A 26,785-nucleotide genomic window follows, 5' to 3' on the forward strand; every position below is an offset into this window, starting at 1 on the left:
TGGCTAGCGTACCAAGCCTTTGTTTATTTTATCGGTTATTTAGCTTGGTGATCTTCAACCGCACGGCGCAAAAAGCCCTCTTTGGCAGCCAGTTGCGCTTTTGCTGTAGGCAAATCCATATTGGTTAGGATCATTAGAATCGCCAACTTCACCTCGTACTCGGTTTGTACCAGCACCTCAGATGCTGTCTGTTTGTCACATTCTGTCGCTTGCATAACAATACGCACGGCGCGTGCGATAAGCTTTTTATTGGTCGCTTTGACATCGACCATCAAGTTTTGATAGCTCTTACCGATACGGATCATGCTGGCCGTTGTCAGCATATTCAGCACCAGTTTCTGGGCGGTGCCCGATTTTAAGCGTGTTGAGCCAGTTAAGGCTTCCGGTCCAACGACAGGGCTTATGGCAATCTGCGCTTCTTCGGCAATCGCTGAATCTGGGTTGCAAGAGAGCGCGACAGTGGTGGCGCCGATCTGATTAGCATAACGCAGCGCACCAATCACATAGGGCGTTCTGCCACTAGCTGCGATGCCGACCACCACATCTTTGTGGTTAAATTGAATGCTTTGCAGATCTTGCTCGCCTAACTCAAAGCTGTCTTCTGCTCCTTCTTTGGCTTTTAGAATGGCTTCTGGTCCGCCAGCAATTAAACCAATCACCATTTTATCTGATACGCCAAAGGTTGGCGGGCACTCCGAAGCATCGAGTACACCTAAACGACCACTGGTGCCAGCGCCCAGATAGACCAAGCGCCCACCATTTTTAAATGCCTCGGTGATTTTATCTACCGCTTGAGCAATTTCCGGTAGCACCAATTCAACTGCCAGTGGCACTTGTTTATCTTGTTGGTTAATGCGTTTAACGATATCGAGAGATGAAAGCAGATCAATATCCATTGTTTCTGGGTTTCTACCCTCAGAAACGAGATGAGCGAGTGCGGCGATTAAAGCATCGTTAGTCATAAATTGCGTTATTCCTCAGTGTTATTGCTCTGCAAAGTAAAGCACGCCAAGAGAGGCGAGTTGGCTTGCGCCGGTTACCTCAGGTAAGTTGCTTGGTAAATTGTGTAAGCGGCGCTGGGCAAGCCAAGCGAACGCCATCGCTTCCATATTGTCACTATCGACGCCTTTGTTATCGGTTGGCATAACTGACCATTGTGGAAGTAGCTCGGCAAGGCGTGACATCAATAAAGGGTTATGCACACCGCCACCACACACCAGCAGTTCTGGCTGAGAGCCGATCTGATATTGGCTGACCTCATTGGCGATAGTGATGGCGCTGTATTCACACAGGGTTCGCTGGACATCTTCCGCGCTTAAAGTAAAGCGTGTTAAGTGCTGCTCTAACCAAGGCAGGTTAAACAACTCTCGTCCGGTGCTTTTTGGTGCGGAGCGCTCAAGGTAAGGCTCGCTCATCAGCACGCTGAGTAGCTCATGGCTAACTTCCCCTTGCAAGGCAAATTGGGCATCTTTATCGAACTTGTGCTGTTGATGCTTAACGCACCACGCGTCCATCAGCATGTTGCCAGGTCCAGTGTCGTAACCAATCACGGGGTGATCAGGGCGCAGCACCGAGATGTTGGCTATTCCACCAATATTAAGCACCACCACGCTCGACTCTCTGGCAGCAAAAATAGATTGATGGAAAGCGGGCACCAATGGAGCACCTTGACCGCCAAGTGCCATATCTTTGCGACGAAAATCGGCAACCGTATCGATACCGGTTTTAGTGGCGATGATATTGGCGTCACCAAGTTGGATGGTAAATGGCGCTTCCCCATCAGGGCGATGGAATACGGTTTGCCCATGGTTACCGATCGCGCTGATTGTACTAGCTGGGCAATTGGCATGGGCAAGCAGAGCGTTTACGGCATCTGCAAATAAGTGACCTAGTAGATGATCCAATTCGCCCACTTCGGCAAGGTTGGTTGGCTGACCTAAACAAATCGCCAATAAGCGCTGTTTAAGTGGTTCAGGAAATGGGAAATCAAGCGAGGCGAGTAGGGTAATATCGTTGCCTGCTATTTCAACCAATACAGTATCGACGCCATCCATGCTGGTGCCAGACATCACTCCAATAAAGCGCTGTTTTGTACTCATATCCAATTTTTACCATTAGGCTCACTTATCCGTTGTAAACCTAGAATAATCAGAATAACCTCAAAGCCAAAGCGAAATTAGTGCGTAATTAGGAGAAATTATGGGTCCGTTGTGGGTCGACGTTGCTGGGTATGAGCTAACCGCAGAAGATAGAGAAATTTTACAGCATCCAACCGTAGGTGGTTTGATCTTATTTTCTCGCAACTATCATGACAGCAAACAGCTAATCGCGCTGACCAATGAAATTCGCAAAGCAGCAAAACGACCTATTTTGATTGGTGTTGATCAAGAAGGCGGGCGCGTGCAACGTTTTCGTGACGGCTTTTCGCGCATTCCCGCAGCTAAGCTATATGCAGAGCAAAACGAAAGTGAGCGCATGGCAGAATTAGGCGGTTGGCTAATGGCAGCAGAATTGATCGCGCACGATATTGATTTAAGCTTTGCACCGGTTTTGGATAAAGGCTTTGAGTGTAAAGCGATTGGCGATCGCGCCTTTGGCGAGGATATCGATACGGTAATGCGTCACAGCAGCGCTTATATGCGAGGCATGAAATCTGTTGGCATGGCGACGACAGGTAAACACTTCCCGGGTCACGGTGGGGTAATTGCTGACTCGCATTTAGAGACGCCTTACGATGAGCGTCAGAGCATTCTTGAGCAGGATATGGCGATTTTTAAAGCGCAGATTGATGCCGGTACGCTTGATGCGATGATGCCTGCTCATGTGATTTATTCGCAATATGATGATCAGCCCGCCAGTGGCTCTCAGTTCTGGCTCAAGAAAGTACTGCGTGAGCAATTGGGCTTTAAAGGTATTATCTTCTCTGATGATTTGAATATGGAAGGGGCGGCGATCATGGGCGGTCCAGCGGCACGTTCACAGCAAGCGCTGGTGGCAGGTTGTGATATGTTGCTGCTGTGCAACAACCGTGCTGGGCAGGTGGAAGTGCTGGATAACTTACCGATCCTTGAGTGCCCGCAAGCGACGCATTTGCTTAAGCAGCAATCTTTTACCTTAAGCGAATTGCAGCGCAGCGAGAAATGGCGTGAAGCGTCAGAGGCGATGAAATGTATTCTCGACTGCTAATAGCGCAGATGAAGTAAGAGCCACTTTAGTGGCTCTTTTGCTATCGACTCTGCGTATCAATCAATGAAACCCGAGTAGCTCTTTGAGGGTTTTCAGATAGCGGCGGCTGACAGGAATAGGGTGACCGCTTGCTGAGACAATTTCCGCTAAACCGTTTTCCAGCAGTTTGATCTCTTTGATGGCTTTAATATTGATTAAGTACTGGCGATGACAGCGTACCAGCGGCGTTTTTTCTTCCAGTATTTTTAGCGTCAGTTGGCAGGTCGCCACTTGTTCAGCAGTTTGCACATGCACGCCACTGATATCACTATAGGCAAACTCAATATCTTTGGTCGGGATAATCACGATGCGGTTTAAACCGATACACGGCACCTGGTCTAAGCTTGGTGGTGCGATCGGTTGGTATTGTTGCAGGTTTTTCTGCTCGGATTTAAGCAAGCGATTAATGGTGACATTGAGCCGCTTGGTATCGACTGGTTTGAGCAGATAATCAAAGGCGTTTTCTTCAAACGCTTGCACGGCAAACTGGTCGTAGGCAGTGACAAACACCACGCGGGTTTGAATATCTGGGTCTAACATCGCCAAAAGCTCAATTCCGGTGATTTGCGGCATGTTGATATCGAGAAACACCACGTCGGGTTTAAGTTGGTTGATCTTCTTTAAACCCTCAATAGCATTGCTGGCTTGATCGAGAACGGTAATGTGTCCGGTTTCTTCAAGTAGCTCACTCAGTTCCTCGCGAGCAAACAGTTCATCATCTATCACTAAAGCGGAAAGCATGATTTATCCTTAACGATCTTGATGGGGAATGATAAAGCTCATTCTCGTATATTGATTTGGTTCAACTTCGATAGTCAGTTGACCGATGTTGCCAAATTTATTAGTGAGACGTTTGGCGACGATTTGCATGCCAAGTCCTTCATGATCTTGTTTTGGCGCTTGGTAACTGCCAGCATTATCTTCAACGGTGATTTTACAGCCTTGCTCAACGTCTTGGCTGTAAATACGGATCACGCCACCTTCAAGCAGTTGTGAAGTGCCGTGTTTAATCGCATTCTCCACCAAGGGTTGCAGCGTGAACGTTGGCAATCTGCGCGCCATCCAGGCTTGGTCAATATCCATCTCGACTTCGAGTCGATCAGTAAAGCGCGCTTTTTCTATGGTGAGGTAAGCATTAACGTGCTCAAGCTCATCTTGCAGCGAGACCTCTTCGATATCTTGCTTAAGGTTACTGCGGAAGAACTGCGATAAATGCTGGATGAGTTCACGTGCTTTACTCGGATCGCGTCTCACCACAGCACTGATGGTATTGAGGGCATTAAATAAGAAATGCGGGTTTACTTGCGCATGAAGCAATTTGATTTCCACTTGCGCCAGCAGTGACTGTTTCTGTTGTAACTCACCATACAAAATCTGACTTGAAAGCAACTGAGCAATACCCTCAGCCATCGACATATTGATGGTGGAAAACAGCTTACGCTTTGGCTCGTATAATTTAATCGTACCAATCACTTTATCACCCGCCCGCAGTGGAATGATCAGTGCAGAACCTAACTTACAATGATGCGATATCGAGCATTGATAAGGCTTGTCTTTGCCATCAAGATAGATGATGTCGTCTTGGTTAATCGCATCTAAGGTGCTTTGCGAAGAAATAGGAGTTTCAGGTTTATGGTGATCATCACCAATGCCGACAAAGGCTAATATTTTTTCATTGTCAGTGATCGAGACCGCGCCAACGTTGGTCTCTTCATACACAATTCGCGCAATACGTTCGGCTGTATGGGTGTTAAAACCAGCGGCGAGAATGCCGACCGACCGCTCGGCAATATTCAGCGCCCGGCGAGAAAACGTCGCCGAGTACTCTTCGAAAATGGTTTTACGATCTTGCAGAATACTCATAAACAGTGCCGCGCCGATTGAGTTAGCAATGATCATCGGCGCGGCGATAGCAGATACCAAGCTATAAGCCTGATCAAATGGCTTGGCAACCAGCAGAATAATCGCCATTTGGACGATTTCAGCAAATAGAGTGATGGCAAATACGATGCTTGGGCTAAATAGTAAGGCGCCTTTGCCACGTCGAACCAGATAGGTGTGTAGCAATCCGCCAATCAATCCTTCGGCAGTGGTAGAAATGGCACAAGCAAGGTCGGTAAAGCCGCCTAAACTGTAGCGATGTAAGCCACCCGTCAAGCCGACAAAAAATCCAACCACAGGTCCACCAAATAGTCCTCCCATCACGGCACCGATGGCGCGCGTATTGGCAATTGCATCATTGATTTGTAGACCAAAATAGGTACCTAAAATGCAGAAAAGCGAGAACAGGACATAAATCGCGACTTTATGACTAAGGCGGTGCGAAATGTTAAGTAGCGGGAGAAATATAGGCGTCTTGCTCAACATGTAGGCGAGCACTAAATAGACGCACATTTGCTGCAGTAGCGAGAGGATCAAATCCATGTTGCTCAACCTATTTCCTTGCTTGGTTTATGCCTATTCTAAAGACTTTGCTAGTGAGAAAACATGCTTTCGGTATAGATTTGTATTTAAGCGTGATAAAAATAGCGCTGTAAATTAAAATTTACGCTGATGTTTATTTTAATTTACGGTTGAATTATTAATCATGCCTGTTATCTTAATGGCTAAGCAGTGCCTTAATGAAATGGAATTTAAGGTGTAACAAAAAGTTTACAGAGTGTCGATTATGCAGAAAAGTGAATTGAGTAATATCAACATCATTGATGAACAAGTACTGATTACGCCAGATGAGTTGAAGGCAAAGTTACCATTGAGTGACAGTGCACGTCGATTTATTCAGCAATCTCGTCAAGAAATTGCCGATATTATTCACAAAAGAGATCATCGCCTACTGGTAGTGTGTGGTCCTTGTTCTATTCATGATGTGGAAGCGGCTAAGGATTATGCGCGTCGACTTAAACAACTCTCTGAACAACTGAGCGATCAGCTCTACATCGTGATGCGAGTTTACTTTGAAAAGCCACGTACCACAGTCGGTTGGAAAGGCTTAATTAACGACCCTCATCTTGATGGTAGCTTTGATATCGAACATGGTCTGCATGTGGGGCGTCAATTGCTGGTGGAATTAGCCGAGATGGAAATTCCGTTGGCAACCGAAGCGCTGGACCCAATTAGCCCGCAATACTTAGCGGATACGTTTAGCTGGGCGGCGATTGGTGCTCGAACAACAGAATCACAAACTCACCGTGAAATGGCCAGTGGCTTGTCGATGCCGATTGGTTTTAAAAATGGCACTGATGGCAACCTCGCGACCGCAGTTAATGCGATGCAAGCGGCTTCTTCTAGCCACCGCTTTATGGGTATTAGCCGTGAGGGCGAAGTGGCACTGCTGACAACGCAAGGTAACCCTAACGGTCACGTGATTTTACGTGGTGGTAAGCAGACGAACTATGACTCAGTGTCAGTGGCTGAGTGTGAAGAAGAGATGGCAAAAATGGGCTTAGATGCTTCATTGATGGTGGATTGTAGCCATGCTAACTCACGTAAAGATTACCGCCGTCAGCCGCTGGTTGCTGAAGATGTGATTCACCAGATCCGTGAAGGCAATAAATCGATTATTGGTTTAATGATTGAAAGCCATATTAATGAAGGCAACCAATCGTCAGATTTAGCGCTAAGTGAGATGCAATACGGTGTTTCTATCACAGATGCCTGTATTAATTGGCAAACAACTGAGACACTATTGCGTCATGCGCACGAAGCTTTAGTGCCATTCTTACAAGATCGTTTACAAGCTTAAGTAGTAAGGTATAGGGATATTCATGGCTGAACAGTTAAACCACCTGCGTGATCAGATTGATGCGGTAGATAAGCAGATCCTCAATTTGTTGGCTCAGCGCTTAGCGTTGGTTGAGCAAGTTGGTGAGGTGAAAAGTGAGCATGGCTTACCGATTTATGCGCCGGATCGCGAAGCGGCAATGCTTGCTTCTCGCCGCGCGGAAGCGGAGAAAATGGGTGTGCCACCGCAGTTGATTGAAGACATTTTACGCCGCACGATGCGCGAGTCTTATGCCAGTGAAAAAGACTCAGGTTTTAAGTGCTTGAATCCAGAATTGCGCTCAGTCGTGATTGTCGGTGGTAAAGGTCAATTAGGTGGTTTGTTCGGTCGTATGTTCAGCTTATCAGGCTATCAAGTGAAGGTGCTGGGTAGTCAAGATTGGCACCGCGCAGATGAAATCCTTGACGGTGCAGGGCTGGTGGTGGTTACCGTGCCTATTCACCTAACCCAAGGGGTGATTGAGAAGCTGGGTAACCTGCCAAGTGATTGTATCTTGTGTGATTTGACCTCAATTAAATCTAAGCCACTAGAGGCGATGATGCGCGTGCATCAAGGTCCAGTTGTTGGTCTGCACCCAATGTTTGGACCTGATGTGCCAAGCCTTGCTAAGCAGGTTATTGTTTACTGCGATGGTCGAGGAGAAGAGCATTACCAGTGGCTATTAAAGCAGTTTGCTATTTGGGGTGCGAGTCTGTGCCAGATTGATGCCAGTGAGCATGATCATGGTATGACCCTTATTCAAGCATTACGCCACTTCACTTCTTTTGCTTACGGTTTGCATCTGAGTCAAGAAAACCCAAGCATTGATAAGCTGTTACAACTAAGCTCACCAATTTACCGTTTAGAATTAGCGATGGTAGGGCGTCTGTTTGGACAAGATCCGAATCTGTACGGCGACATCATTTTTTCTTCACAAGAGAATATTGAGATGATCAAGCGCTTCCATCAACGTTTCGGTCAAGCGTTAGATATCTTAGATAGCCAAGACAAACAGAGCTTCATTGATAACTTTAACCAAGTCAGTGATTGGTTTGGTGATTACTCACAGCAGTTTATGGTTGAAAGCCAGAACTTGTTGAAACAAGCCAATGATGCAATTCATCGCGGTTAACACATTCAGTTATGCCCAAATGAAAAAAGCTGCCTAAGGCAGCTTTTTTACTATTGAGTAGAGAGGTGGCTCTCTGCACTGGCGTCATTTTGCACCGTATCGACTGAGTCATCCGTGTAGGGATTATTAGTTAAATTAACCTGCAGGCGCACATTGTCATCGATCAGTTTCACTAAGGGAGCCCATTTAACTTTTTTCTCTTTTTCGAATAGATAGTTAAAGTTATCAGGAGTCCAATCCATGGTGTATTGCGGGTTAAGTGAGCGACCTAAAAAGCGCACTTCATAATGCAAGTGCGGTCCGGTGGAGTTACCCGAATTACCACAGGTTGCAATAACTTCGCCTTTAGATACGAACTGACCACTTTTGACTTTAAACTGCTGCAAGTGAGCGTAAGAAGTCATAAAGCCAAATGAGTGACGCAGGGTTAAGAAGTTACCAAAGCCTTTTTTACTTGGGCGCACGGTCTCGATAACACCATCTGCTGGCGCGACGATCGGCGTGCCTCGGTCGCAAGTTAAATCAATCCCAGTATGCGTATGACGTTTGCCTGTGATTGGGTTAGTACGTCGACCATAAGAAGATGAGATGCGATTGTAATCCAATGGTGAGTCATTTGGGATCATACGAAACATGGTTGCGCGAACCGCAGAGTCAACCGCTGCCGCATCAAGACGATGTTCCAGATTTTGCTCATCTAGTGGCGCTTCGTCAGATAAACCAAGTACGCTTTCCACGTCGTAAACTCGTTTACCGAGTACATGCAGTTGATCGCGCTTTTGCTCTAATTCTTGAGAGAGGGTATGAGTCGCATCCATTTGCTCAGCATAAAGCTGCTCTAATGTGGCACTTTTCTCTTGCGAGAGTGCGAGCTGTTGATTTAATTCAGTAATTTGGCTTTGGTTGACATGGATATAAGCCATGGTCGAGCCGATGACGGTAAAACTGGCAGCAATTGAAAAGAGTAAAGCTTTTCTACTGATAGAGAAGTGTTGTGCTTCTTTACCAGTAGGAATGGTAATGGTTATTTTTTTTTGAGACATACAGCTGTGTTACGAAAATTCCGCTAGATCCGATAGTTGCTCGATTTCACGATGCAGTAGCTGATCATCTCCAACATTGAGTTCAATAATGCGTTTTATATGACTAATACTATCGATATCAATATGTTCAATAATTACGCGGGTTAATTCGCGCTCTTCACTGACAATCCTTCCTTCGAGTTCAATAGTAATGTCGCTTTCTGGGAGCTGAAACTTAACTGTAATTACTTGGGTTTTGTTCAGCACATCACTCTGCGGGCAACTTAGCAGCAAACCATGCAGAGAGAGGTCTTTGACACTCGCTTCAACACTGTTTTCACCTTGCGAAACGGTTGCCAATGCTTGATATACGATGCGGGAAAATCGACGGCGCTCAATCATACTAGGCTCTCTTTCAAATCCTTTTCCTCAGCTTAACAGAATATTTCCTTATACCATGTGGAATTCTTTAAACTTAGTGATGAAGGTCGACCTTGCGCTTTCAGTATGCAATTCGTATACAAGAAAGGCCGCTATATTAGCGGCCTTTGAACAAATTTCAAGCACAGATCTCAAATGGACCGTGTAGTAATTGTTGCAATTATTTAGAAATACGCTTGTATTTGATGCGGTGTGGTTCAGCCGCTTCAGGCCCCAAGGTCTTCTTCAACCAATCCATGTACTCGGTGTAGTTACCTTCGTAGAAGTTAACTTGACCTTCGTCACGGTAGTCGATGATGTGCGTTGCGATACGGTCTAGGAACCAACGGTCGTGCGAGATAACCATGGCACAACCTGGGAACTCTAGTAGCGCTTCTTCAAGTGCACGTAGGGTTTCAACGTCTAGGTCGTTGGTTGGTTCGTCGAGTAGCAGTACGTTACCGCCCGCTTTCAGCAGCTTCGCTAGGTGGACACGGTTACGCTCACCGCCCGACAGCTCGCCGATAACTTTTTGTTGATCTGAGCCTTTGAAGTTAAAGCGAGAGCAGTAAGCGCGCGCTGGGATTTCAAAGTTGTTGATCTTGATGATGTCAGCGCCTTCCGAGATCTCTTGGAATACGGTGTTCTTATCGTTCATTGAGTCACGGAACTGATCAACAGATGCCAGTTTAACCGTGTCACCCATCTCGATAGTGCCTGAATCAGGTTGTTCTGTGCCACTTAGCATCTTGAACAGAGTCGATTTACCCGCACCGTTGGCACCGATGATACCGACGATAGCACCCTTAGGCATGCTAAATGATAGGTCATCAATTAGAACGCGACCGTCGAATGACTTAGTTAGGTTGTTAACCTCGATAACCTTGTCACCTAGACGCTCACCTGGCGGAATGAACAGTTCGTTAGTCTCATTACGCTTTTGGTGATCAGTGCTTTGTAGTTCTTCAAAGCGCGCCATACGTGCTTTAGATTTCGCTTGGCGACCTTTAGGGTTCTTACGTACCCACTCAAGTTCTTTCTCAATGGTCTTTTGGCGAGCGCTTTCTTGTGATGCTTCTTGTTGTAGACGTGCATCTTTTTGCTCTAGCCAAGAGGTGTAGTTACCTTGCCATGGAATACCTTCACCACGGTCAAGTTCAAGGATCCAGCCCGCAGCGTTATCTAGGAAGTAACGGTCGTGCGTGATAGCCACTACAGTACCTGTGTAATCCACTAGGAAGCGTTCTAGCCATGCAACAGACTCAGCATCCAAGTGGTTGGTTGGTTCGTCCAGTAGTAGCATGTCTGGTTTTTCTAGCAGTAGACGACAGATAGCGACACGACGGCGCTCACCACCTGATAAGTGTTGGATTTTTTGATCCCACTCAGGTAGGCGTAGTGCGTTTGCTGCGCGCTCTAGAGCATTATCTAGGTTGTGACCATCTTTGGCTTGAATTAGCGCTTCCAGTTCACCTTGCTCTTTTGCAAGTGCATCAAAGTCAGCGTCTTCTTCAGCGTAAGCTGCATATACCGCGTCTAGGCGTTTAAGAGCACCTGCTACATCAGATACGGCTTCTTCAACGATCTCACGAACAGTCTTAGACTCATCGAGTACTGGTTCTTGAGGTAGATAACCGACGTTCAGACCTGGTTGTGGACGCGCTTCACCATCGATGTCAGTATCGATACCCGCCATGATACGTAGCAGAGTTGATTTACCTGCACCGTTCAGACCAAGAACACCGATTTTTGCACCAGGGAAGAAGCTTAGAGAAATGTCTTTAAGAATTTGACGCTTAGGTGGCACAATTTTGCTCACCCGCGACATGGTATATACGTATTCAGCCATTGCCGATCGTTCCTAACTTTCTGTATACATAAACGAGTATTTTACACCAACCGAACAAGCTTTGTTACCGATACTGACAATTGGTGCGGATTGAAAAAGCATACTAACGAAATTTGCTTGAGAGGGAAGTGGAATTGATTAAATGTGTCACACTTGTATGAAATAATTTCTATTTGCAACCATATGCTATACATAACGGTTTAGAATGGTTTATATAGCATTTTTATATAATCGTTTCTCACTAGGACGAGAAGACATGACGCCAAGGTTTTCTAAGACGCTGTATCGCCTTCCTTCATCGATATTGGCATTGTCGACGATGATATACAGCGCGACAGGTAATGCCGCTAGCCCAAATTTGTCTGAGCAGCGTGAGTTGTATGACAAGGCGCAGCAACTGCTGGACCAAAAGCAAGTTGAGCAGTACTTGCAACTGCGCCCACAGATCGCAAGTTATCCACTAACACCGTATGTTGATTATCGAACTTTTCTGGTGCAATTAGGTGATAAGTCCCCAAAACAAGTAGAGGACTTTATTGATAAGCACCAAAGTTTTCCCTTTTCGACTCGTATCAGAGCGCCGTATTTGGATCAGTTAGCTCGCCGCGGTGAGTGGCAGACTATGTTGGCTTTTCAAACCGAGCTGCCGCGTGGCGAGAAATATCAGTGCCATTACTACAATGCGCAATTGCAAACGGGCAATACCGAACTGGCATTCAAAGGCGCGGAAGATATGTGGCTGCATGGTCGTAGCGTGGCTGATGCCTGTGACCCACTATTTGCCGCTTGGGATAAAGCCGGGTTAAAAACCGATCAGCAAGTGTTAGATCGTATGTTACTTGCTTTTGATGCGCGTAACGGCAGCTTACTCAAGTACCTTGCCAAGCAATTAGACAGTGCGGATACTAAGCAGCAAGCAACAGAGATGAAAGCGCTATTTGCCAAGCCTGAAAGCGTGGCAACCTTTGCTAAGCAGCACCCTGCCAATGACTTTTATGGTAAGCAGAGTGAAATGGCATTAGAGAAGCTGGCACGAAAAAATGTCAAATTAGCGCAGTCGTCTTGGGCGTCTGTCGTTAAAGGGCAGAAAATGTCGCAGCAACAAGCGCAGCAACTGGCAGACTACATCTCTTTCCGTTTGATTAATACTGACTCGCCAGAGCTTATACAATGGCGCGATCAACAAATCAGTAGCTCGCAAAGTACTAAGTTGCTAGAAAGGCGAGTTCGTTTAGCCATTCAACATGCCGATTGGACAGGCGTTGAGGCTTGGATTGCTAAATTGCCAAGTGCCAAACAAGAGTCACTGCGTTGGCAATATTGGTTGGCGCGCGCTGAGATGGCGGATGGCAAAAAGCAACAAGCGAAGCAACGTTTGGAAAACATCGCGGGTAAACGCAACTTCTACAGCGTTGCAGCGGCAAAAGAGCTGGGGCAATCTATAGTGTATCCGCAGTCGACTCTTGAGCTAAAACTCTCTGTGGTAAAACCGTTTGAATCATCGTTACTACGTATTGATGAGCTGATCACGCGCGATAAAATTGCGGCAGCGAAAAGTGAATGGCGCCATTTATTGCGCAGCGCAAGCCAAGAGCAGCAAGAGCAGTTAACCGCTTATGCCGCGTATAAGCGTTGGCACCATTTGACTGTGACGGGCAGTATTGAAGCCAAGATGTGGGATAACTTGGAGTTGAGATTCCCGCTTGCTCATCGCTGGTGGTTTGATTTTTATGGTGAAAAGCACAGTATAGATCCGATCACTTTGATGTCTTTAGCTCGACAAGAAAGTGCCATGGATGTTGAGGCGAAATCGCCAGTTGGTGCACGCGGCATCATGCAAATTATGCCGTCGACGGCGAAGTATACCGCTCGTAAATATGAGCTCACTTACCGTGGTACGAGTGAGTTGTACCAAGTGGGTAAAAATATTGAGATTGGCAGTCGCTACTTACAGAGTTTGCTGGATAAATACGATAACAATCGAATTTTTGCATTTGCCGCGTATAATGCAGGTCCGGGAAGAGTAAAAACGTGGCGCGGGAGAACGCAAGGAAAATTAGATGCTTATGCATTTATTGAGGCCATTCCGTTCAATGAAACTCGTGGTTACGTGCAAAACATCTTGATGTTTGAAACCTACTATCGCGAGTTACTTGGCGCAGATGGTGCTTTCCTCAAACCACATGAAATGAACACTAAGTATTAAAAGAGCGCGCAAATCATGTCACAACAACCTGAGTATACTGACTGGCAACAGATCTTAGATTTGGTTAAACACAGCACGGAGACAGAGCAACATGAAATGCTGCTCACCATGCTATTGACTCCAGATGAAAGGGAAGCGCTTGTGGCGCGCGTGAATATCTTCCGTGAGTTACTCAAAGGGGATTTATCACAGCGACAAATCAGTCAGATGTTAGGAGTCGGTGTGGCAACCATTACCCGAGGCTCTAACGAGCTGAAATCTAAGAGTAGCGAAGAGAAGCAATCGCTGATAGCGTTGCTCGACAGCGAATAGAATCTAAAAAGGTGCCGATGGCACCTTTTTTATTGTTGCAACAAGCGGCAGTGCCAGAGTTGCTGGGAAATTACTTAGAGATTGGCAGGGTAATGCTGAGGGTTAGTAAACGGGATTAGAGCAAGAATTAACGCCTGATGATAGACCGAGCTACGCGTGAGCTGATCGTGAGTCAGTAGCCCGATAGCGCCGCCTTTTTGTTTGATGTTAGTGGTGGCAAACTCTTGGTCCATTATCGTACCTAGCTCAACATCGGCTTGTAACTGCTTAGCGACATTGGGTGGTAACATCATACTGGCAGAGCGCGACTCGCCTCGGTGAGTGGCTGACTCGATTATCATCCAAGCAAAAGTCACCCCATTCTCCACACCGGCTTCTAAACCCACATAGAAGTCTTGCTCAGGTTGAGCTAATTTAGCGTTACGCACGCGATTGCGCGCCCCTTGATAGGTTTCGTCATTACTCATCGGTTGATCGGCGACGTCACTGGCGACGCTAACACCTTGGAAGGCAAACTCTTGCTGCGGAAAAGCAGAGTGGAAGGCACTCTCAACCGCTTTAATTTTAGCGGGGTTAAGCGAGGCTACGATAACGGTCTGCATCGACATGGTTCTCATCCTGTGTGGTGGTCGCAAATTTTTCCAATTGCTGTAATTCAATAGGGCGAGAAAGATAATAGCCTTGCATATAGTCACATTGGTTTTCAGCAAGCCATTGGTGCATATCTTCGGTCTCAATCCCCTCGGCAGTGACGAGCATTGCTTGTGAATGACACAGCTCAACAATCGGCTTCACGACTCGACGATTATTGGTTTTTATCAGAGCCGCTAGAAATTCGCGATCGAGCTTTATTTTTTGTACTGGGTATTTTACTAGTTGTGAGATGGAAGTATAGCCAGAGCCGAAATCGTCAATTGCCAGCTTAAATCCCATCGTTGCCAGTTCGTGTAATAACGGAAAACCTTGCGAGTCGGTGGCAAATGTTTCTGTGATTTCAAAGTCTATCAAGTTGGGTTCAACATGATATTGCATCGATTTCTCACGAATAAAGCTCGCCAGTTGTTTTGAATCGAGCTCTGCGGATGAAAGGTTGATCGACACTTGAACAGGATCGGTAAAGTTACTCTGAATGGTATTGAAATCGCGAAATGTTTGTTCGATAACCCAGCGGTCAATAAGACCAAACAAGCCAGTTTGTTCTGAAATAGGAATAAATTCATTGGGGGAGACGAACCCGAGTTTCTCCGAGTGCCAGCGCAGCAGGGCCTCTACGCCAACCACTTTGTTGCCGCCTTGGTTAAAGTAAGGCTGGTACAGCAAACTAAATTCTTGATTGAAGTGTCCGCTGCGCAACTCACGTTCGATTTGCGTACGACGACGTATCTCTTGATCCAGTTCCGATGAATAGTAGGACAGCTGATTTTTGCCAGCCTTTTTAGCTTGATACATTGCCGTATCGGCGTTAGTTAAGAGCGCTTCTAAGTTGTCACCATCACATGGATAGCGGGCGATACCTACACTGGCGGTGATCGGTAAGTGCTCTTCCCAGTTTAGAGTTGGCTCAACTAAAGGTTTGAAGAAGTCTTGCGCAAAACCATCAATATCAAACTGGTGTATCTGAGTCTCAATATAGATCGCGAATTCATCACCCGATAATCGCGCGGCTAAGCTATGGATTGGTGAGCTATGTTGCCAATGATTACATACACATTGAATGTGCTTGGCAAAATCACTGAGTAGTTTGTCTCCACGATCATGACCGTATTTGTCGTTCACGTATTTAAAGTTATCGAGGTCGATAAACAAGATCCATGCGTGTTTGTCGGATGTGGAGCTCTCCAATTGCATACTGGCGTGATTTTGAAATTGGTATCGGTTAGCAAGCCCGGTGAGGTGGTCATTCTCTGCTAATGCTTTGGCTTTTTGATAAGCTGATTGCAGCTCTAAGTACATGCTGTAAAAGCGCTCGGAGAGGCGCCCAATTTCATCGTCATTAGTAAATTTATCGATGTTGTCGCGTTGTTGTTGCTCCACTTCATGCAACTGTCTATCAAGTCGCACCAAAGGGCTGATGACGTGGCGATAGAGCAATACAATCAGTATCAGCAGGGTCACTACAGACGAGGCGATAAAGAACACCAGTAATTTATGCTGTATTGATCGTAGCTTGTCGGCAAGTAAATACTCCGCCGGGTCTAAATTGGCGTAAAGGTCCGATTGCAACTGTGTTGAGATCATCAATCCGGTTTTAGTGACGGACTCTGAAGTGAAAAATATCGAACTTTGGTTATCGAATTCAATCTGTTGCCTTAATTGATCGAACTCCTCTAGTGTCAGGTAAACCAAGAAGAAGGATGGAGATTGCGTCTCGGCGTTATAACTGGTGCCCCAGGCGGTCGGATTAATAACTTGGTAGTAGATCAGTAGGCTTCGACCTTGCTGATCCCGGCTAAAGCCGATGTGTTGTTGCGGACTGACTTGGGTAAAAGTGCGCTGTATGTATTTGAGTACTTGGTTGTCGATTTTAGACAGCGGATCGTAAGTATTATCGAGATAAAAGCGCGGAGTGAATTGATTGTCTAATACCGCGATACCAATTGAATCGTTGGAGATCGACTCGAAACTAGCAATGGAGCCTTGCAAGTTAGCGAGCATTTTCATTTCCACGACCGGATTGTCTGGAGCGTTTAGGTATTGCTGAACGATATCGCTACGAGAAATTGTTAGCGCATAGCTGTTAATTAGCGAATAGGATTGACGAAAATGACCGGCGAGCTTTTCCATCGTCAGCTGTAAATAACTGGTTTCTCTTTTTATCAGGGAGTCTTTTTGATTTTGGTATATGCCGTAACTCGAAATTGCTGCACTCAAGAGTATGACAGGAGTAACCAGAAGTAAGACTCGAGTATTGAGTTTCATGGTATCTAATCGCTGACTGATGAACTGGGCAGTAAGGTGAGGCTAAAAATGAGAATACCTTACTATCTCTATGTATATATTGTTATTTTCAGTCGACCATGATGCATGATTTCGCTACGAGTTAGGCAGTAGTTTCCGTGCACTTAGTTTACCTGTATCACTTTTGATACAAATTGCTGTAATTGCATTGCTTGTGTGAGGTTCTATTAGCGGGAGTGATTTTGCGGGTGTGGGAGTCAAGACCAAGCTGCTCTTAGCTTTGAGCAAAGAGCAGCTTGGTGGTGAGCACTAATCTAACCGTGAGTTAGATCAGCTTCACTTGAGTTGGTTTGATGTTCTCACTTGGGTAGCAACCTAAAACTTTCAAGTGCTTAGTGATGCGTGTCAGCTCTGTAAGGGCACTTTGCATGTTTTCTGAGTCAAGATGAGCATCAACATCGACATAGAACATCTCTTCCCATGGGTTACCCATAATTGGACGCGATTCTAATTTGGTCATGTTGATTTCGTAGCGCTGTAATACCAAGAGTGTAGCAACCAGAGAGCCAGTTTCTTGAGATGTCGACATAATCAGCGTGGTCTTGGCTGGGATCTGTGGTGAAACTTCAACTGGTTTACGCGCGACCACAATAAAGCGAGTATGATTTTCGGTCTGGTTGGCAATGTTGTCTTGAATCGCTTGCAAGCCATAAATCTTACCAGAAGAGGCATTGCCAATTGCCGCCACATCTGAACGGTTGAGTTCACGCACTTTTTGCATCGCATCGGCGGTACTGGCACAAGTTTTCAGTTCGATGTTTTTAAGGCGCCCAATAAACTCACTGCATTGTTGATGCGGTTGTGGGTGCGAATACAGCGTGGTTAGGTTTTCTAGGCGAATGTCTTCAGTCGCTACTAAGCAGTGCTCGATAGGTAAGGTCATTTCACCAACGATGTACAACGTGGTGTGCTGCAGTAGGTCGTAGACTTCGTTTATTGAACCTGAACTGGTGTTTTCAATGGGTAGCACGCCGTAATCAGCGTGACCAGATTCAACGGTGTTAGCGACTTCTTTAAAGCCTTCGCAATTTAACTCAATCAGCTCGGTATTTTTACGACTAAAATATTCACGGCTCGCCAGATGTGAATACGAGCCTTTTGAACCAAGGAAAGCGACACGTGCAAGTGGTTTGCGGCTCAATTCAGGATTGGCTAGGTTTTGTAGATAAGATTGTTGTAGCAGAACTGAGTCTTCAATAATGGCATGGAATAGCTTAGTGATGTATTGCGCATCAAGCTCATATTTTTCCAGACCGCTATTGATCAATTTGACCAGCAGTTGTTGTTCTCGCTCTGCATCACGGACTGGTTTTGCCGTGTGTACTTTGCTCTTTGCTACTTCAATACTCATCTTACGACGTTCTGAAAGTAACTGTAGCAATTTATCGTCTAGCTCATTGAGCCTAAGACGAATTTCGTCGAGTGAGTATTGTTGGTCTGTCATCCTAATATCCTTACATAAAAAAACCTCCCGTTGGGGAGGCTTTCTGTTCGTTTTTGACTTATCTTCCGAAAACGAGTCAGCCTCCAAAATTATTGGAGAAAAAACAAGTCGAAAAAGAACAGATGAGTTAGTTGCATAAAATTTATTCACTTATCAAGTTAGTCAACACAATAAGCAACCGAGTTTTCAGCGTCAAGCAAAAAAATAGCGCCCTTAGGCGCTATTTTTAATATCGATTTAATTATTCCGCTTCTTCTACTTCTTCAAGCTCCGGCTTTTCGCTGCGGCGAGCTTCTGGTTTGTGGCGTAGTTTGTTTAGCTGACGTTCAAGCTTTTGTTCCACTTCGTTAACGGCAGCATATAAATCTTCATGTAAAGCTGAAGCGACAAGCTTTCCTTTTGGTACCGTGATGACTGCTTCAAACTTCATTTGCTTGTTTGGCTCCTCGCTGAATGACGCTTGGCAGCCAATAATATCTACTTGCCACTTTTCGAGCTTTTTAAACTTGCTCTCAATGTGATTGCGGATTGCAGAGGTGATGTCGATATTTTTACCAGTGATGTTTACTTTCATAGATGTTTTCCTCTGTAGCATCCCTCATGGGTTAACTCCAGATTACTGATTCAAGATGGAAAAAATGTGATCTAAATCACTAAATTGCCGATGGTATTTGAGTGAAAAGGGGTTTGTGATCTTTCTCAAACTGTTTTTGAATTTATCTATGAAAAAGCTTGTGAAACAAAAAAAACGCGTTAGATTGGTAAGGGTATCTAGCTAAAAAGCACCTGTTTTTTAGGGCACTTATACGACCTAAATAAACTGCTTGCTCAATCCTTGAGCACTATCAAGTTGTGATACAGGTCTCGTCATCCCCCCATTTCCTTTTTTGGCGTGTGCGCCTAACTCATTTCAGTGTTATTTCACTTCAATCGGAAAAATCAGCGGATTGGTTTCTGCGTGGTTGGTTTGATTACGACTTTGCTGCAAAAGCGAGAGTTGCGTGTAGATAATGAAGTAGCGATTGATATTGGCAACATAGTGCACCGGTTCTCTACCAATATTTCTTCGCGTGACGATTTCAACATTCTTAAACCATTTGTTCGAATCGTAGCCTTGCTGGCGCGCAATGCGGCGCATTTTGCGGATGTTGCCGGGACCAGCATTGTAAGCTGCTAGCGCAAAGTAAACTTTATTGTCGGCACTGATATTGCTGTCGTTAAAGTAGCGGTCTTTGATAAATCGCATGTATTTCACGCCTGCGTGGATATTGCAATCGATTTTGTAAATATTGGGGATATTGATATTCGGGTCTCTCGCGGTGCTGGGTAAGATCTGCATAATCCCTACGGCGCCCATATGGGAGACTTTACTCTGATCGAGACCTGACTCTTGATACCCTTGCGCTGAGATCATTAGTGGGTCAAAGCCATATTGGTCAGAATATTTAATGAAGATTTCAGACATTGATTCGAGCTTACGGATGTTTGTCGGGTTCAAGACTTGTCGTAACCAGCGGGTATTGTCGAGGTACTTGCCGTAAATCACATTGCCCATTAGCGTTCCAGAGCGATGTTTTCGTAGATATTGATCAACTAAGTTTTTTAACTTGGGACTCTCTTTTCTCATTGCCCAAGCAATGGTGCCATTTTTGCGCAACGGCATTTTTTTGTGCGCCTCGATATTGTCCATTACTGATAGCCAAAGTTCGCTTTTGTGACTATCTAACACCGTCGCTTTGATATGACCTTGGTTGACCATTTCCATCACTTCGTAATCTTGGAGTGTCTCTTGTAGAAAACGAATCAATACTGGCGGCTTTCCAAGTTTATTGAGTTGGTGATTTAGCTTCTGCAGGCTTTCGAAGTAACTGGAACTGGCGCGCACCCAAAACTCTTTACCACTTAATTGGCTGATGTTGGTGTATTGCTTGGTGTGTTTTTCGGTAATGATCCACTCTTGTACACCAGTGCGCACTGGTGAGCTAAATTCGACTTTTTCTTTTCTTGGCTGAGTAATGGTTAAGTTCGCGACGACAAGATCGCCATAGCCCTGTTCAAGCAAAGGTAAGAGATCATCACGATCAACTGGGATCACCTGTAGGTTAAGATAAGAAGAGCGCTGTTTGAGCTGCTTTTCAAAGTGATAGAGCAGTTCAGCTAAGATCCCTTTTGGTTGTCCACCCTCTATATAGTAAAACCCCAGATCTGCGGCAACCAACACGCGGATAACGCCGCGTTTTTCTAGTGCAGGCAAATCGCCAAAATGAGGCGTTTTTTCAAGAGGAGTGAGCGAAAGGGCTAAAGTCTGTAGAGGAAGCAATAGCCATAATAACCAAAGCGCTTTAAACATAAGATAGCCTTTTTAGGTAACTCTATTAAAGGTAGCTTTTGTTAAGCAGTAAACAAGGTGAGATAAAATAATGGCTTAGCAGGGGTATTTGCAGAAAAGAAAAAACCGCTCATCAAAAGCGGTTTTTGTAAATGCAGTGGCTTAAAAGCGAGTGCTTAAAGGTAAACCATCTAGCTTGGGTTTAGCTCCATTAGCTGACGAGTGCGCTCAACCGCTTCTTCCAGACCGAGCTCTTGATAAGCTTGCAGCTGAATATTCAGAGCTTTGCGTGCCGCTTCTGTATTTGGGTAAGTCTTTTGTAGCTCTTGGCAACGGTTGATTGCTGCAATCCAAGCCTCACGACGCAAATAAAAGTCTGCAGTGGCAAGATCGTATTCTGCTAAACGATTTTTAAGTGCGAACATACGTTTTTGCGCATCTTCTGCATAAGGGCTATTTGGGTAGCGCTCGAGCAATTTCTTAAAATCTGCGAAAGCAGACTTCACGGGTTCAGGATCGCGGTCGCTGCGATCGATATTGAACACATCGTGCATAAAGTTACGATCTTGTGCCATGTGCGTCAGACCACGCATGTATAGCACCCAGTCTAACTTGTCATTGGTTGGGTTTAGGCGCATAAAGCGCTCAATGGTTGCTAGACCTAACGCCAAGTCATCATTTTTATAGTAGGCATAGATAAGGTCGAGCTGAACCTGCTCTGAATAGGCACCAAATGGGTAACGAGAGTCGAGCGCTTCGAGTTTCTCGATTGCCGTCATCCAACTACCTTCTTGCAATAATACCTGTGCTTCAGAGTAAAGCTCTGATGGTGGAACATCTGGAACGATCTCTTCGCTGCTGGTACATCCGACGAGTAAACTAAGTGCCAATAATCCAGATAAAGTATGCTGTTTCATGTCAGGAGTCGATTCCTTGAAGTAAATAATTCTCTCGCTTCCGTTACTTTCTTGTCGGTAGCAGATACAATGGAGCAATATTCTTCCATACTAGTGACAATTAGTCTCACAGTTTTTAAAAAAGTTCGATATGGCTCAGCAGATTGAATTAACCAATACAGTAAAAGATAGTCAATTAGGTCAACGTCTTGACCAGGCTATCGCAGAAATTTTTGCCGACTTCTCTCGCTCGCGACTCAAAGAGTGGCTACTTGCGGGTAAAGTACAAGTTGACGGCGAGGTCGTAACCAAACCGCGTACTAAAGTGATGGGCGGCGAAGTCATCACACTGCAAGCGGAACTTGAAGATGAAGAGCGCTGGGAAGCGCAAGATATCCCATTGGATATCGTTTATGAAGATGATGACATCATTGTAATCAACAAGCCGCGTGATTTCGTAGTACACCCAGGTGCAGGTACACCAGATGGCACAGCGCTAAACGCATTGCTACATCATTATCCTGATATCGCGGAAGTACCACGTGCGGGTATTGTGCACCGTCTAGATAAAGACACTACTGGTTTGATGGTGGTGGCGAAGACGGTTCCAGCGCAAACACGTTTAGTGCGTGCGTTGCAAAAACGTAACATCACGCGTGAATATGAAGCGATTGCAATCGGTCGTATGACAGCGGGCGGTAAAGTTGACAAAGCGATTGGTCGTCACTCAACTAAGCGTACTTTGATGGCAGTAAGCCCAATGGGTAAACCAGCTGTAACGCATTACCGCGTGGCGGAGCACTTCCGTGAGCATACGCGTATTCGTCTACGTCTAGAAACCGGTCGTACTCACCAGATCCGTGTGCATATGTCATACCTACAGCATCCTCTGTTAGGTGACACAGCGTACGGTGGTCGTGCACGTATTCCTTCAGGCGCAACGCAAGAACTCACCGAGATGATCCGTGGTTTTGACCGTCAAGCACTGCACGCCGTTATGCTACGTTTCGAGCATCCAATTACAGGTGAAGAGCTAGAGTTCCACGCTCCAGTACCAGATGATATGGTGGCGATGACAGAAGCATTGCGTCAAGATGCTCAAGAACACGGATTAGAAGAAGAGTACTAATATGTCGCTAATTATTCCTAATTGGAAAGTGCCTAAGCAGGTTAAAGCTATCTCGACGACACGTTTGGGTGGTTACTCTGCTGCACCATATCAAGGTTTGAACCTTGGTAGCCATGTTGGGGATGAATTAGCAACGGTACTTGAAAATCGTCAGGTTTTGGTTGAGCTTGCGGGTATGCCGAGTGCGCCAGTTTGGCTCAATCAAACCCATTCGACGCACGTTGAAGTTGTCGATAAACCGACATCAAGCACGCTTGATGCGGATGGTTTATTTACTACGCAGCGTGGCGTGGTTTGCTCGGCAATGACGGCGGATTGTTTGCCTGTCTTGCTGACTAATACGCAAGGCACGCAAGTGGCTGCAGTTCATGCTGGTTGGCGTGGGCTCGCACATGGCATTGTCGAAAATGCAGTTGAGATGTTTGAAGGTGAGGTGATTGCTTGGCTTGGTCCTGCAATTGGTCCGAGCGCCTTTGAAGTTGGTGATGATGTACTGCAAGCATTCTGTGATTTTGACGCACAGGCGAGTCGTGCATTTAAACCGACAGGCACTGCGGGTAAATGGTGGGCAAATATGGATCAAATTGCCACTCAGCGCTTGAATAAACTCGGCGTAAGCCAAGTATACGCCAGCGGTATGTGTACTTACTCTGACCCTGAACAATTCTACTCCTATCGTCGTGATGGGGTGACTGGACGACAAGCCAGTTTGATTTGGCTCGAATGATGTTCTGAACAATATAAGGTTGACTATATGTCAGCCTTTTTTCATTTTTGCGCCCTTGAAAATCACACCATGCGTAGCCATCTTTGTTAATGAAATAGAATTACCTCAGTTGAGTTTAGGAAGGTTGAAATGCGTCTAGACAGATTTACTAGCAAGTTCCAAATCGCTATTTCTGACGCGCAGTCTTTGGCGTTAGGTCGTGATCATCAATATATTGAACCTGTGCACCTGATGGTGGCACTGATGGATCAAAATGGTAGCCCGATCCGCCCACTACTGACGATGTTAAGCGTTGATGTTTCTCAATTACGTTCTAAGTTAGGAGAGATGTTAGATCGCTTACCGAAAGTGAGTGGCATTGGTGGTGATGTTCAGCTCTCGGGCAGCATGGGCACTCTTTTTAACCTATGTGACAAAGTGGCGCAAAAACGCCAAGACACCTATATCTCTTCAGAGATTTTCTTGCTGGCGGCAATTGAAGATCGTGGACCTTTGGGCGCGTTGCTGAAAGAGTTTGGCATTACCGAGCAAAAAGTGACCGAAGCGATCGATAAGATCAGAGGTGGTCAAAAGGTCGATGACCCAAATGCAGAAGAGATGCGCCAAGCACTCGAGAAATTTACCGTCGATCTTACCGAGCGAGCTGAGCAAGGTAAATTGGACCCTGTGATTGGTCGTGATGATGAGATCCGTCGAACGATTCAAGTGTTGCAGCGCCGTACCAAAAATAACCCAGTTATCATCGGTGAGCCTGGGGTGGGTAAAACCGCGATAGTTGAAGGTCTTGCTCAGCGCATCATTAATAATGAAGTGCCGGAAGGCTTACGTGGTCGCCGCGTATTGTCTCTCGACATGGGCGCACTAGTCGCAGGTGCTAAATACCGAGGCGAATTTGAAGAGCGCCTAAAATCAGTCCTCAATGAACTGTCTAAAGAAGAGGGCAATATCATCCTCTTTATTGATGAGATTCATACTATGGTAGGGGCTGGTAAAGGCGAAGGCTCAATGGATGCGGGCAATATGCTCAAGCCAGCCCTTGCTCGTGGTGAACTTCATTGTGTCGGAGCGACGACTTTAGATGAATACCGTCAGTATATGGAGAAAGACCCTGCGTTAGAGCGTCGTTTTCAAAAAGTGCTGGTGGATGAGCCAACAGTAGAAGATACCGTTGCGATCTTACGTGGTCTTAAAGAGCGTTATGAATTGCACCACCATGTTGAAATTACCGATCCAGCGATTGTTGCTGCAGCAACGCTTTCACATCGTTATGTCTCTGATCGCCAATTACCGGATAAAGCGATCGATCTTATTGATGAAGCGGCGTCGAGCATTCGTATGCAAATGGACTCGAAACCGGAAGCGCTTGATAAGCTAGAGCGTAAGATCATTCAATTAAAGATCGAGCAACAGGCGCTAAGTAACGAGCAAGATGAAGCGAGTGAAAAACGCCTAGAGATTCTGAATCAAGAACTGCAAGAGAAAGAACGTGATTTTGCTGAGCTTGAAGAAGTGTGGAATACAGAGAAAGCTGCACTGTCTGGTACTCAACATATCAAGACTGAACTTGAACAAGCGCGTCTTGATATGGAGTTAGCTCGTCGTGCGGGTGATTTAAGCCGTATGTCTGAGCTGCAATATGGACGTATTCCTGAGCTAGAAAAACAGCTCGACTTAGCGACGCAAGCTGAAATGCAAGAAATGACGCTGCTGCGCAACAAAGTGACCGATGCAGAAATTGCCGAAGTTCTGTCTAAACAAACTGGCATTCCAGTATCTAAGATGCTGGAGGCAGAGAAAGAGAAGCTGCTGCGTATGGAGCAAGTGCTACATAAGCGTGTTATTGGTCAGAAAGAAGCGGTTGAAGTGGTGGCGAATGCGATTCGCCGGAGTCGAGCTGGTCTCTCTGACCCAAATAAACCGATTGGTTCTTTCCTATTCTTAGGTCCAACCGGTGTAGGTAAAACCGAACTGTGTAAAACATTGGCAAACTTTATGTTTGATAGTGAAGACGCCATGGTACGTATCGACATGTCTGAGTTTATGGAGAAACACTCTGTGGCTCGCTTGGTCGGTGCGCCTCCAGGTTATGTTGGCTATGAAGAGGGTGGCTATTTAACTGAAGCGGTGCGACGTAAACCATACTCAGTGATTCTATTAGATGAAGTTGAGAAGGCGCATCCGGATGTCTTCAATATATTGCTACAAGTATTGGATGATGGACGCTTAACTGATGGTCAAGGTCGTACGGTTGATTTTCGCAATACGGTTGTGATCATGACGTCGAACCTCGGTTCTTCACGTATTCAAGAGAACTTTAATACCCTCGATTACCAAGGTATTAAGAATGAAGTGATGGAAGTGGTAACGAAACACTTCAGACCTGAGTTCCTTAACCGTGTTGATGAAAGTGTCGTTTTCCATCCACTTGGTCAGGATCATATTAAGTCGATTGCGGCAATTCAGTTGTTACGTCTATCTAAGCGTATGGAAGAGCGTGGTTTCCATATGGAAGTATCAGAGAAAGCGTTGGACTTGATTGCTCAAGTTGGCTTTGACCCAGTATACGGCGCGCGACCACTAAAACGCGCGATCCAACAAAGTGTTGAGAACCCGTTGGCGAAAGCGATACTTTCAGGACGAGTGGTGCCGGATAAAACTATCAAACTGATTGTGCACAATGACCAAATTGTTGCTCACCAGTAAGCATAAGTGGCGAGAAAAGGGGCTTTGAGCCCCTTTTTTGCTGCTGTTTTAACTGTTTTGTTTAAAATCCGTGCAAACAAACTGAAAGTGGTAAAAAAACTATTGCCAGCTAAAATTATCTCCCTATAATTCGCCTCCGTTGTCACGACAAACCAAGCGGTTTAGCGCAGCAACAAGACGGTGAAAGTTAACAAACTAACTTTCAGAGAAATAACGAAAAAAGTGTTTGACACTGAAAGTTATCTCGCTAAAATGACCGTCCGCTTTGAGATGAAAGCTTAAAGCAAAGCTCTTTAACAATATAGACCTATCAATCTGTGTGGGCACTCGTTGATGATAATCCAAATTAGAAGCTTAGGCTTCAAATTAGATTTCAATGAAACGAAGTGACCATTGAATCGAAAGATTCAGCACAGTCAATTCAAACATTACTATGTAATGTTCAGTATTCATTGAGTCGAGCAAAATCTTAAATTGAAGAGTTTGATCATGGCTCAGATTGAACGCTGGCGGCAGGCCTAACACATGCAAGTCGAGCGGCAGCGACAACATTGAACCTTCGGAGGATTTGTTGGGCGGCGAGCGGCGGACGGGTGAGTAATGCCTAGGAAATTGCCCTGATGTGGGGGATAACCATTGGAAACGATGGCTAATACCGCATGATGCCTACGGG

21 protein-coding genes, 1 rRNA gene and 1 other annotated feature are annotated in these 26,785 nt (G+C 45.6%); of the genes, 9 read left to right on the forward strand and 13 right to left on the reverse strand.

From position 1 onward, the window contains the following. Positions 1-35: 35 nt before the first annotated feature. On the reverse strand, positions 36-962 hold the full coding sequence (murQ, locus tag DPF93_RS10790; RefSeq protein ID WP_114766177.1) for an N-acetylmuramic acid 6-phosphate etherase: 927 nt from the start codon (positions 960-962) through the stop codon (positions 36-38). Between the two features lie 21 nt (positions 963-983). Beyond that, the gene (locus DPF93_RS10795) at positions 984-2,099 is read right to left on the reverse strand and encodes an anhydro-N-acetylmuramic acid kinase (RefSeq protein ID WP_114766178.1); all 1,116 of its coding nucleotides are present in this window, start codon (positions 2,097-2,099) and stop codon (positions 984-986) included. Between the two features lie 100 nt (positions 2,100-2,199). Here DPF93_RS10795 and nagZ point away from each other — a divergent pair, with 100 nt between their 5' ends. After that, positions 2,200-3,186 (forward strand): beta-N-acetylhexosaminidase, encoded by a 987-nt coding sequence (gene nagZ / locus DPF93_RS10800; RefSeq protein WP_114766179.1) that lies wholly within the window; start codon positions 2,200-2,202, stop codon positions 3,184-3,186. Positions 3,187-3,246: 60 nt separating this feature from the next. Here the strand turns inward: nagZ and btsR are convergent, their stop codons facing one another. Both btsR and DPF93_RS10810 read right to left on the reverse strand, forming a co-directional pair. Then, a complete protein-coding gene (btsR, locus tag DPF93_RS10805) occupies positions 3,247-3,966 on the reverse strand; it encodes a two-component system response regulator BtsR (protein WP_114766180.1) in 720 nt (239 codons plus the stop codon). A 9-nt stretch (positions 3,967-3,975) separates the two neighbouring features. Continuing rightward, positions 3,976-5,649, reverse strand: a complete 1,674-nt coding sequence (locus tag DPF93_RS10810) for a sensor histidine kinase (protein ID WP_114766181.1) — start codon at positions 5,647-5,649, stop codon at positions 3,976-3,978. A gap of 244 nt (positions 5,650-5,893) precedes the next feature. Here DPF93_RS10810 and DPF93_RS10815 point away from each other — a divergent pair, with 244 nt between their 5' ends. Beyond that, positions 5,894-6,967 (forward strand): 3-deoxy-7-phosphoheptulonate synthase, encoded by a 1,074-nt coding sequence (locus DPF93_RS10815; protein ID WP_114766182.1) that lies wholly within the window; start codon positions 5,894-5,896, stop codon positions 6,965-6,967. Between the two features lie 22 nt (positions 6,968-6,989). Further along, complete coding sequence (tyrA, locus tag DPF93_RS10820) at positions 6,990-8,117, forward strand: bifunctional chorismate mutase/prephenate dehydrogenase (RefSeq protein WP_114766183.1); 1,128 nt, start codon at positions 6,990-6,992, stop codon at positions 8,115-8,117. Between the two features lie 50 nt (positions 8,118-8,167). Here the strand turns inward: tyrA and DPF93_RS10825 are convergent, their stop codons facing one another. The 3 genes from DPF93_RS10825 to ettA all read right to left on the reverse strand — a co-directional run bounded on the left by DPF93_RS10825 (position 8,168) and on the right by ettA (position 11,408). Further along, entirely contained in the window at positions 8,168-9,160 is a 993-nt protein-coding gene (locus DPF93_RS10825; RefSeq protein WP_114766184.1) for a M23 family metallopeptidase, read from the reverse strand. A gap of 9 nt (positions 9,161-9,169) precedes the next feature. Continuing rightward, positions 9,170-9,541: a PilZ domain-containing protein gene (locus DPF93_RS10830; RefSeq protein ID WP_114766185.1), complete on the reverse strand. Its 372-nt coding sequence runs from the start codon at positions 9,539-9,541 to the stop codon at positions 9,170-9,172. Between the two features lie 199 nt (positions 9,542-9,740). Further along, on the reverse strand, positions 9,741-11,408 hold the full coding sequence (gene ettA / locus DPF93_RS10835; RefSeq protein ID WP_114766186.1) for an energy-dependent translational throttle protein EttA: 1,668 nt from the start codon (positions 11,406-11,408) through the stop codon (positions 9,741-9,743). Positions 11,409-11,664: 256 nt separating this feature from the next. On the opposite strand from ettA, the gene sltY reads away from it, so the two are divergent. Both sltY and trpR read left to right on the forward strand, forming a co-directional pair. After that, positions 11,665-13,614: a murein transglycosylase gene (sltY, locus tag DPF93_RS10840; protein WP_114766187.1), complete on the forward strand. Its 1,950-nt coding sequence runs from the start codon at positions 11,665-11,667 to the stop codon at positions 13,612-13,614. Between the two features lie 15 nt (positions 13,615-13,629). Further along, entirely contained in the window at positions 13,630-13,926 is a 297-nt protein-coding gene (gene trpR / locus DPF93_RS10845; protein ID WP_114766188.1) for a trp operon repressor, read from the forward strand. Positions 13,927-14,000: 74 nt separating this feature from the next. Here the strand turns inward: trpR and yjjX are convergent, their stop codons facing one another. The 6 genes from yjjX to DPF93_RS10875 form a co-directional block, all read right to left on the reverse strand. Then, complete coding sequence (gene yjjX, locus DPF93_RS10850; protein ID WP_114766189.1) at positions 14,001-14,534, reverse strand: inosine/xanthosine triphosphatase; 534 nt, start codon at positions 14,532-14,534, stop codon at positions 14,001-14,003. Next, on the reverse strand, positions 14,500-16,845 hold the full coding sequence (locus tag DPF93_RS10855) for a putative bifunctional diguanylate cyclase/phosphodiesterase (protein WP_114766190.1): 2,346 nt from the start codon (positions 16,843-16,845) through the stop codon (positions 14,500-14,502). The genes yjjX and DPF93_RS10855 overlap by 35 nt, the downstream gene beginning before the upstream one ends. A gap of 304 nt (positions 16,846-17,149) precedes the next feature. Beyond that, positions 17,150-18,328, reverse strand: coding sequence for a prephenate dehydratase (pheA, locus tag DPF93_RS10860; protein WP_114766191.1), 1,179 nt, complete (start codon positions 18,326-18,328; stop codon positions 17,150-17,152). A gap of 13 nt (positions 18,329-18,341) precedes the next feature. After that, positions 18,342-18,463 (reverse strand) — a sequence feature (Phe leader region). A gap of 106 nt (positions 18,464-18,569) precedes the next feature. Beyond that, on the reverse strand, positions 18,570-18,902 hold the full coding sequence (hpf, locus tag DPF93_RS10865) for a ribosome hibernation-promoting factor, HPF/YfiA family (RefSeq protein WP_114766192.1): 333 nt from the start codon (positions 18,900-18,902) through the stop codon (positions 18,570-18,572). A gap of 342 nt (positions 18,903-19,244) precedes the next feature. Beyond that, positions 19,245-20,678, reverse strand: a complete 1,434-nt coding sequence (locus DPF93_RS10870; RefSeq protein WP_114766193.1) for an MltF family protein — start codon at positions 20,676-20,678, stop codon at positions 19,245-19,247. 170 nt (positions 20,679-20,848) lie between these two features. Continuing rightward, positions 20,849-21,574 (reverse strand): outer membrane protein assembly factor BamD, encoded by a 726-nt coding sequence (locus DPF93_RS10875; protein ID WP_114766194.1) that lies wholly within the window; start codon positions 21,572-21,574, stop codon positions 20,849-20,851. Positions 21,575-21,704: 130 nt separating this feature from the next. On the opposite strand from DPF93_RS10875, the gene rluD reads away from it, so the two are divergent. The 4 genes from rluD to DPF93_RS10895 all read left to right on the forward strand — a co-directional run. After that, a complete protein-coding gene (rluD, locus tag DPF93_RS10880; RefSeq protein ID WP_114766195.1) occupies positions 21,705-22,682 on the forward strand; it encodes a 23S rRNA pseudouridine(1911/1915/1917) synthase RluD in 978 nt (325 codons plus the stop codon). A gap of 1 nt (position 22,683) precedes the next feature. Further along, complete coding sequence (pgeF, locus tag DPF93_RS10885) at positions 22,684-23,409, forward strand: peptidoglycan editing factor PgeF (RefSeq protein WP_114766196.1); 726 nt, start codon at positions 22,684-22,686, stop codon at positions 23,407-23,409. Between the two features lie 129 nt (positions 23,410-23,538). Beyond that, positions 23,539-26,112 carry an ATP-dependent chaperone ClpB gene (clpB, locus tag DPF93_RS10890; RefSeq protein WP_114766197.1) on the forward strand — a complete coding sequence of 858 codons (2,574 nt, stop codon included), beginning with the start codon at positions 23,539-23,541 and terminating at the stop codon, positions 26,110-26,112. A gap of 471 nt (positions 26,113-26,583) precedes the next feature. Then, positions 26,584-26,785: ribosomal RNA gene (locus DPF93_RS10895) — 16S ribosomal RNA — on the forward strand; the annotation flags it as partial.

Source organism: Vibrio rhodolitus (assembly GCF_003350325.1).
Taxonomy (GTDB): Bacteria; Pseudomonadota; Gammaproteobacteria; order Enterobacterales; family Vibrionaceae; genus Vibrio; species Vibrio rhodolitus.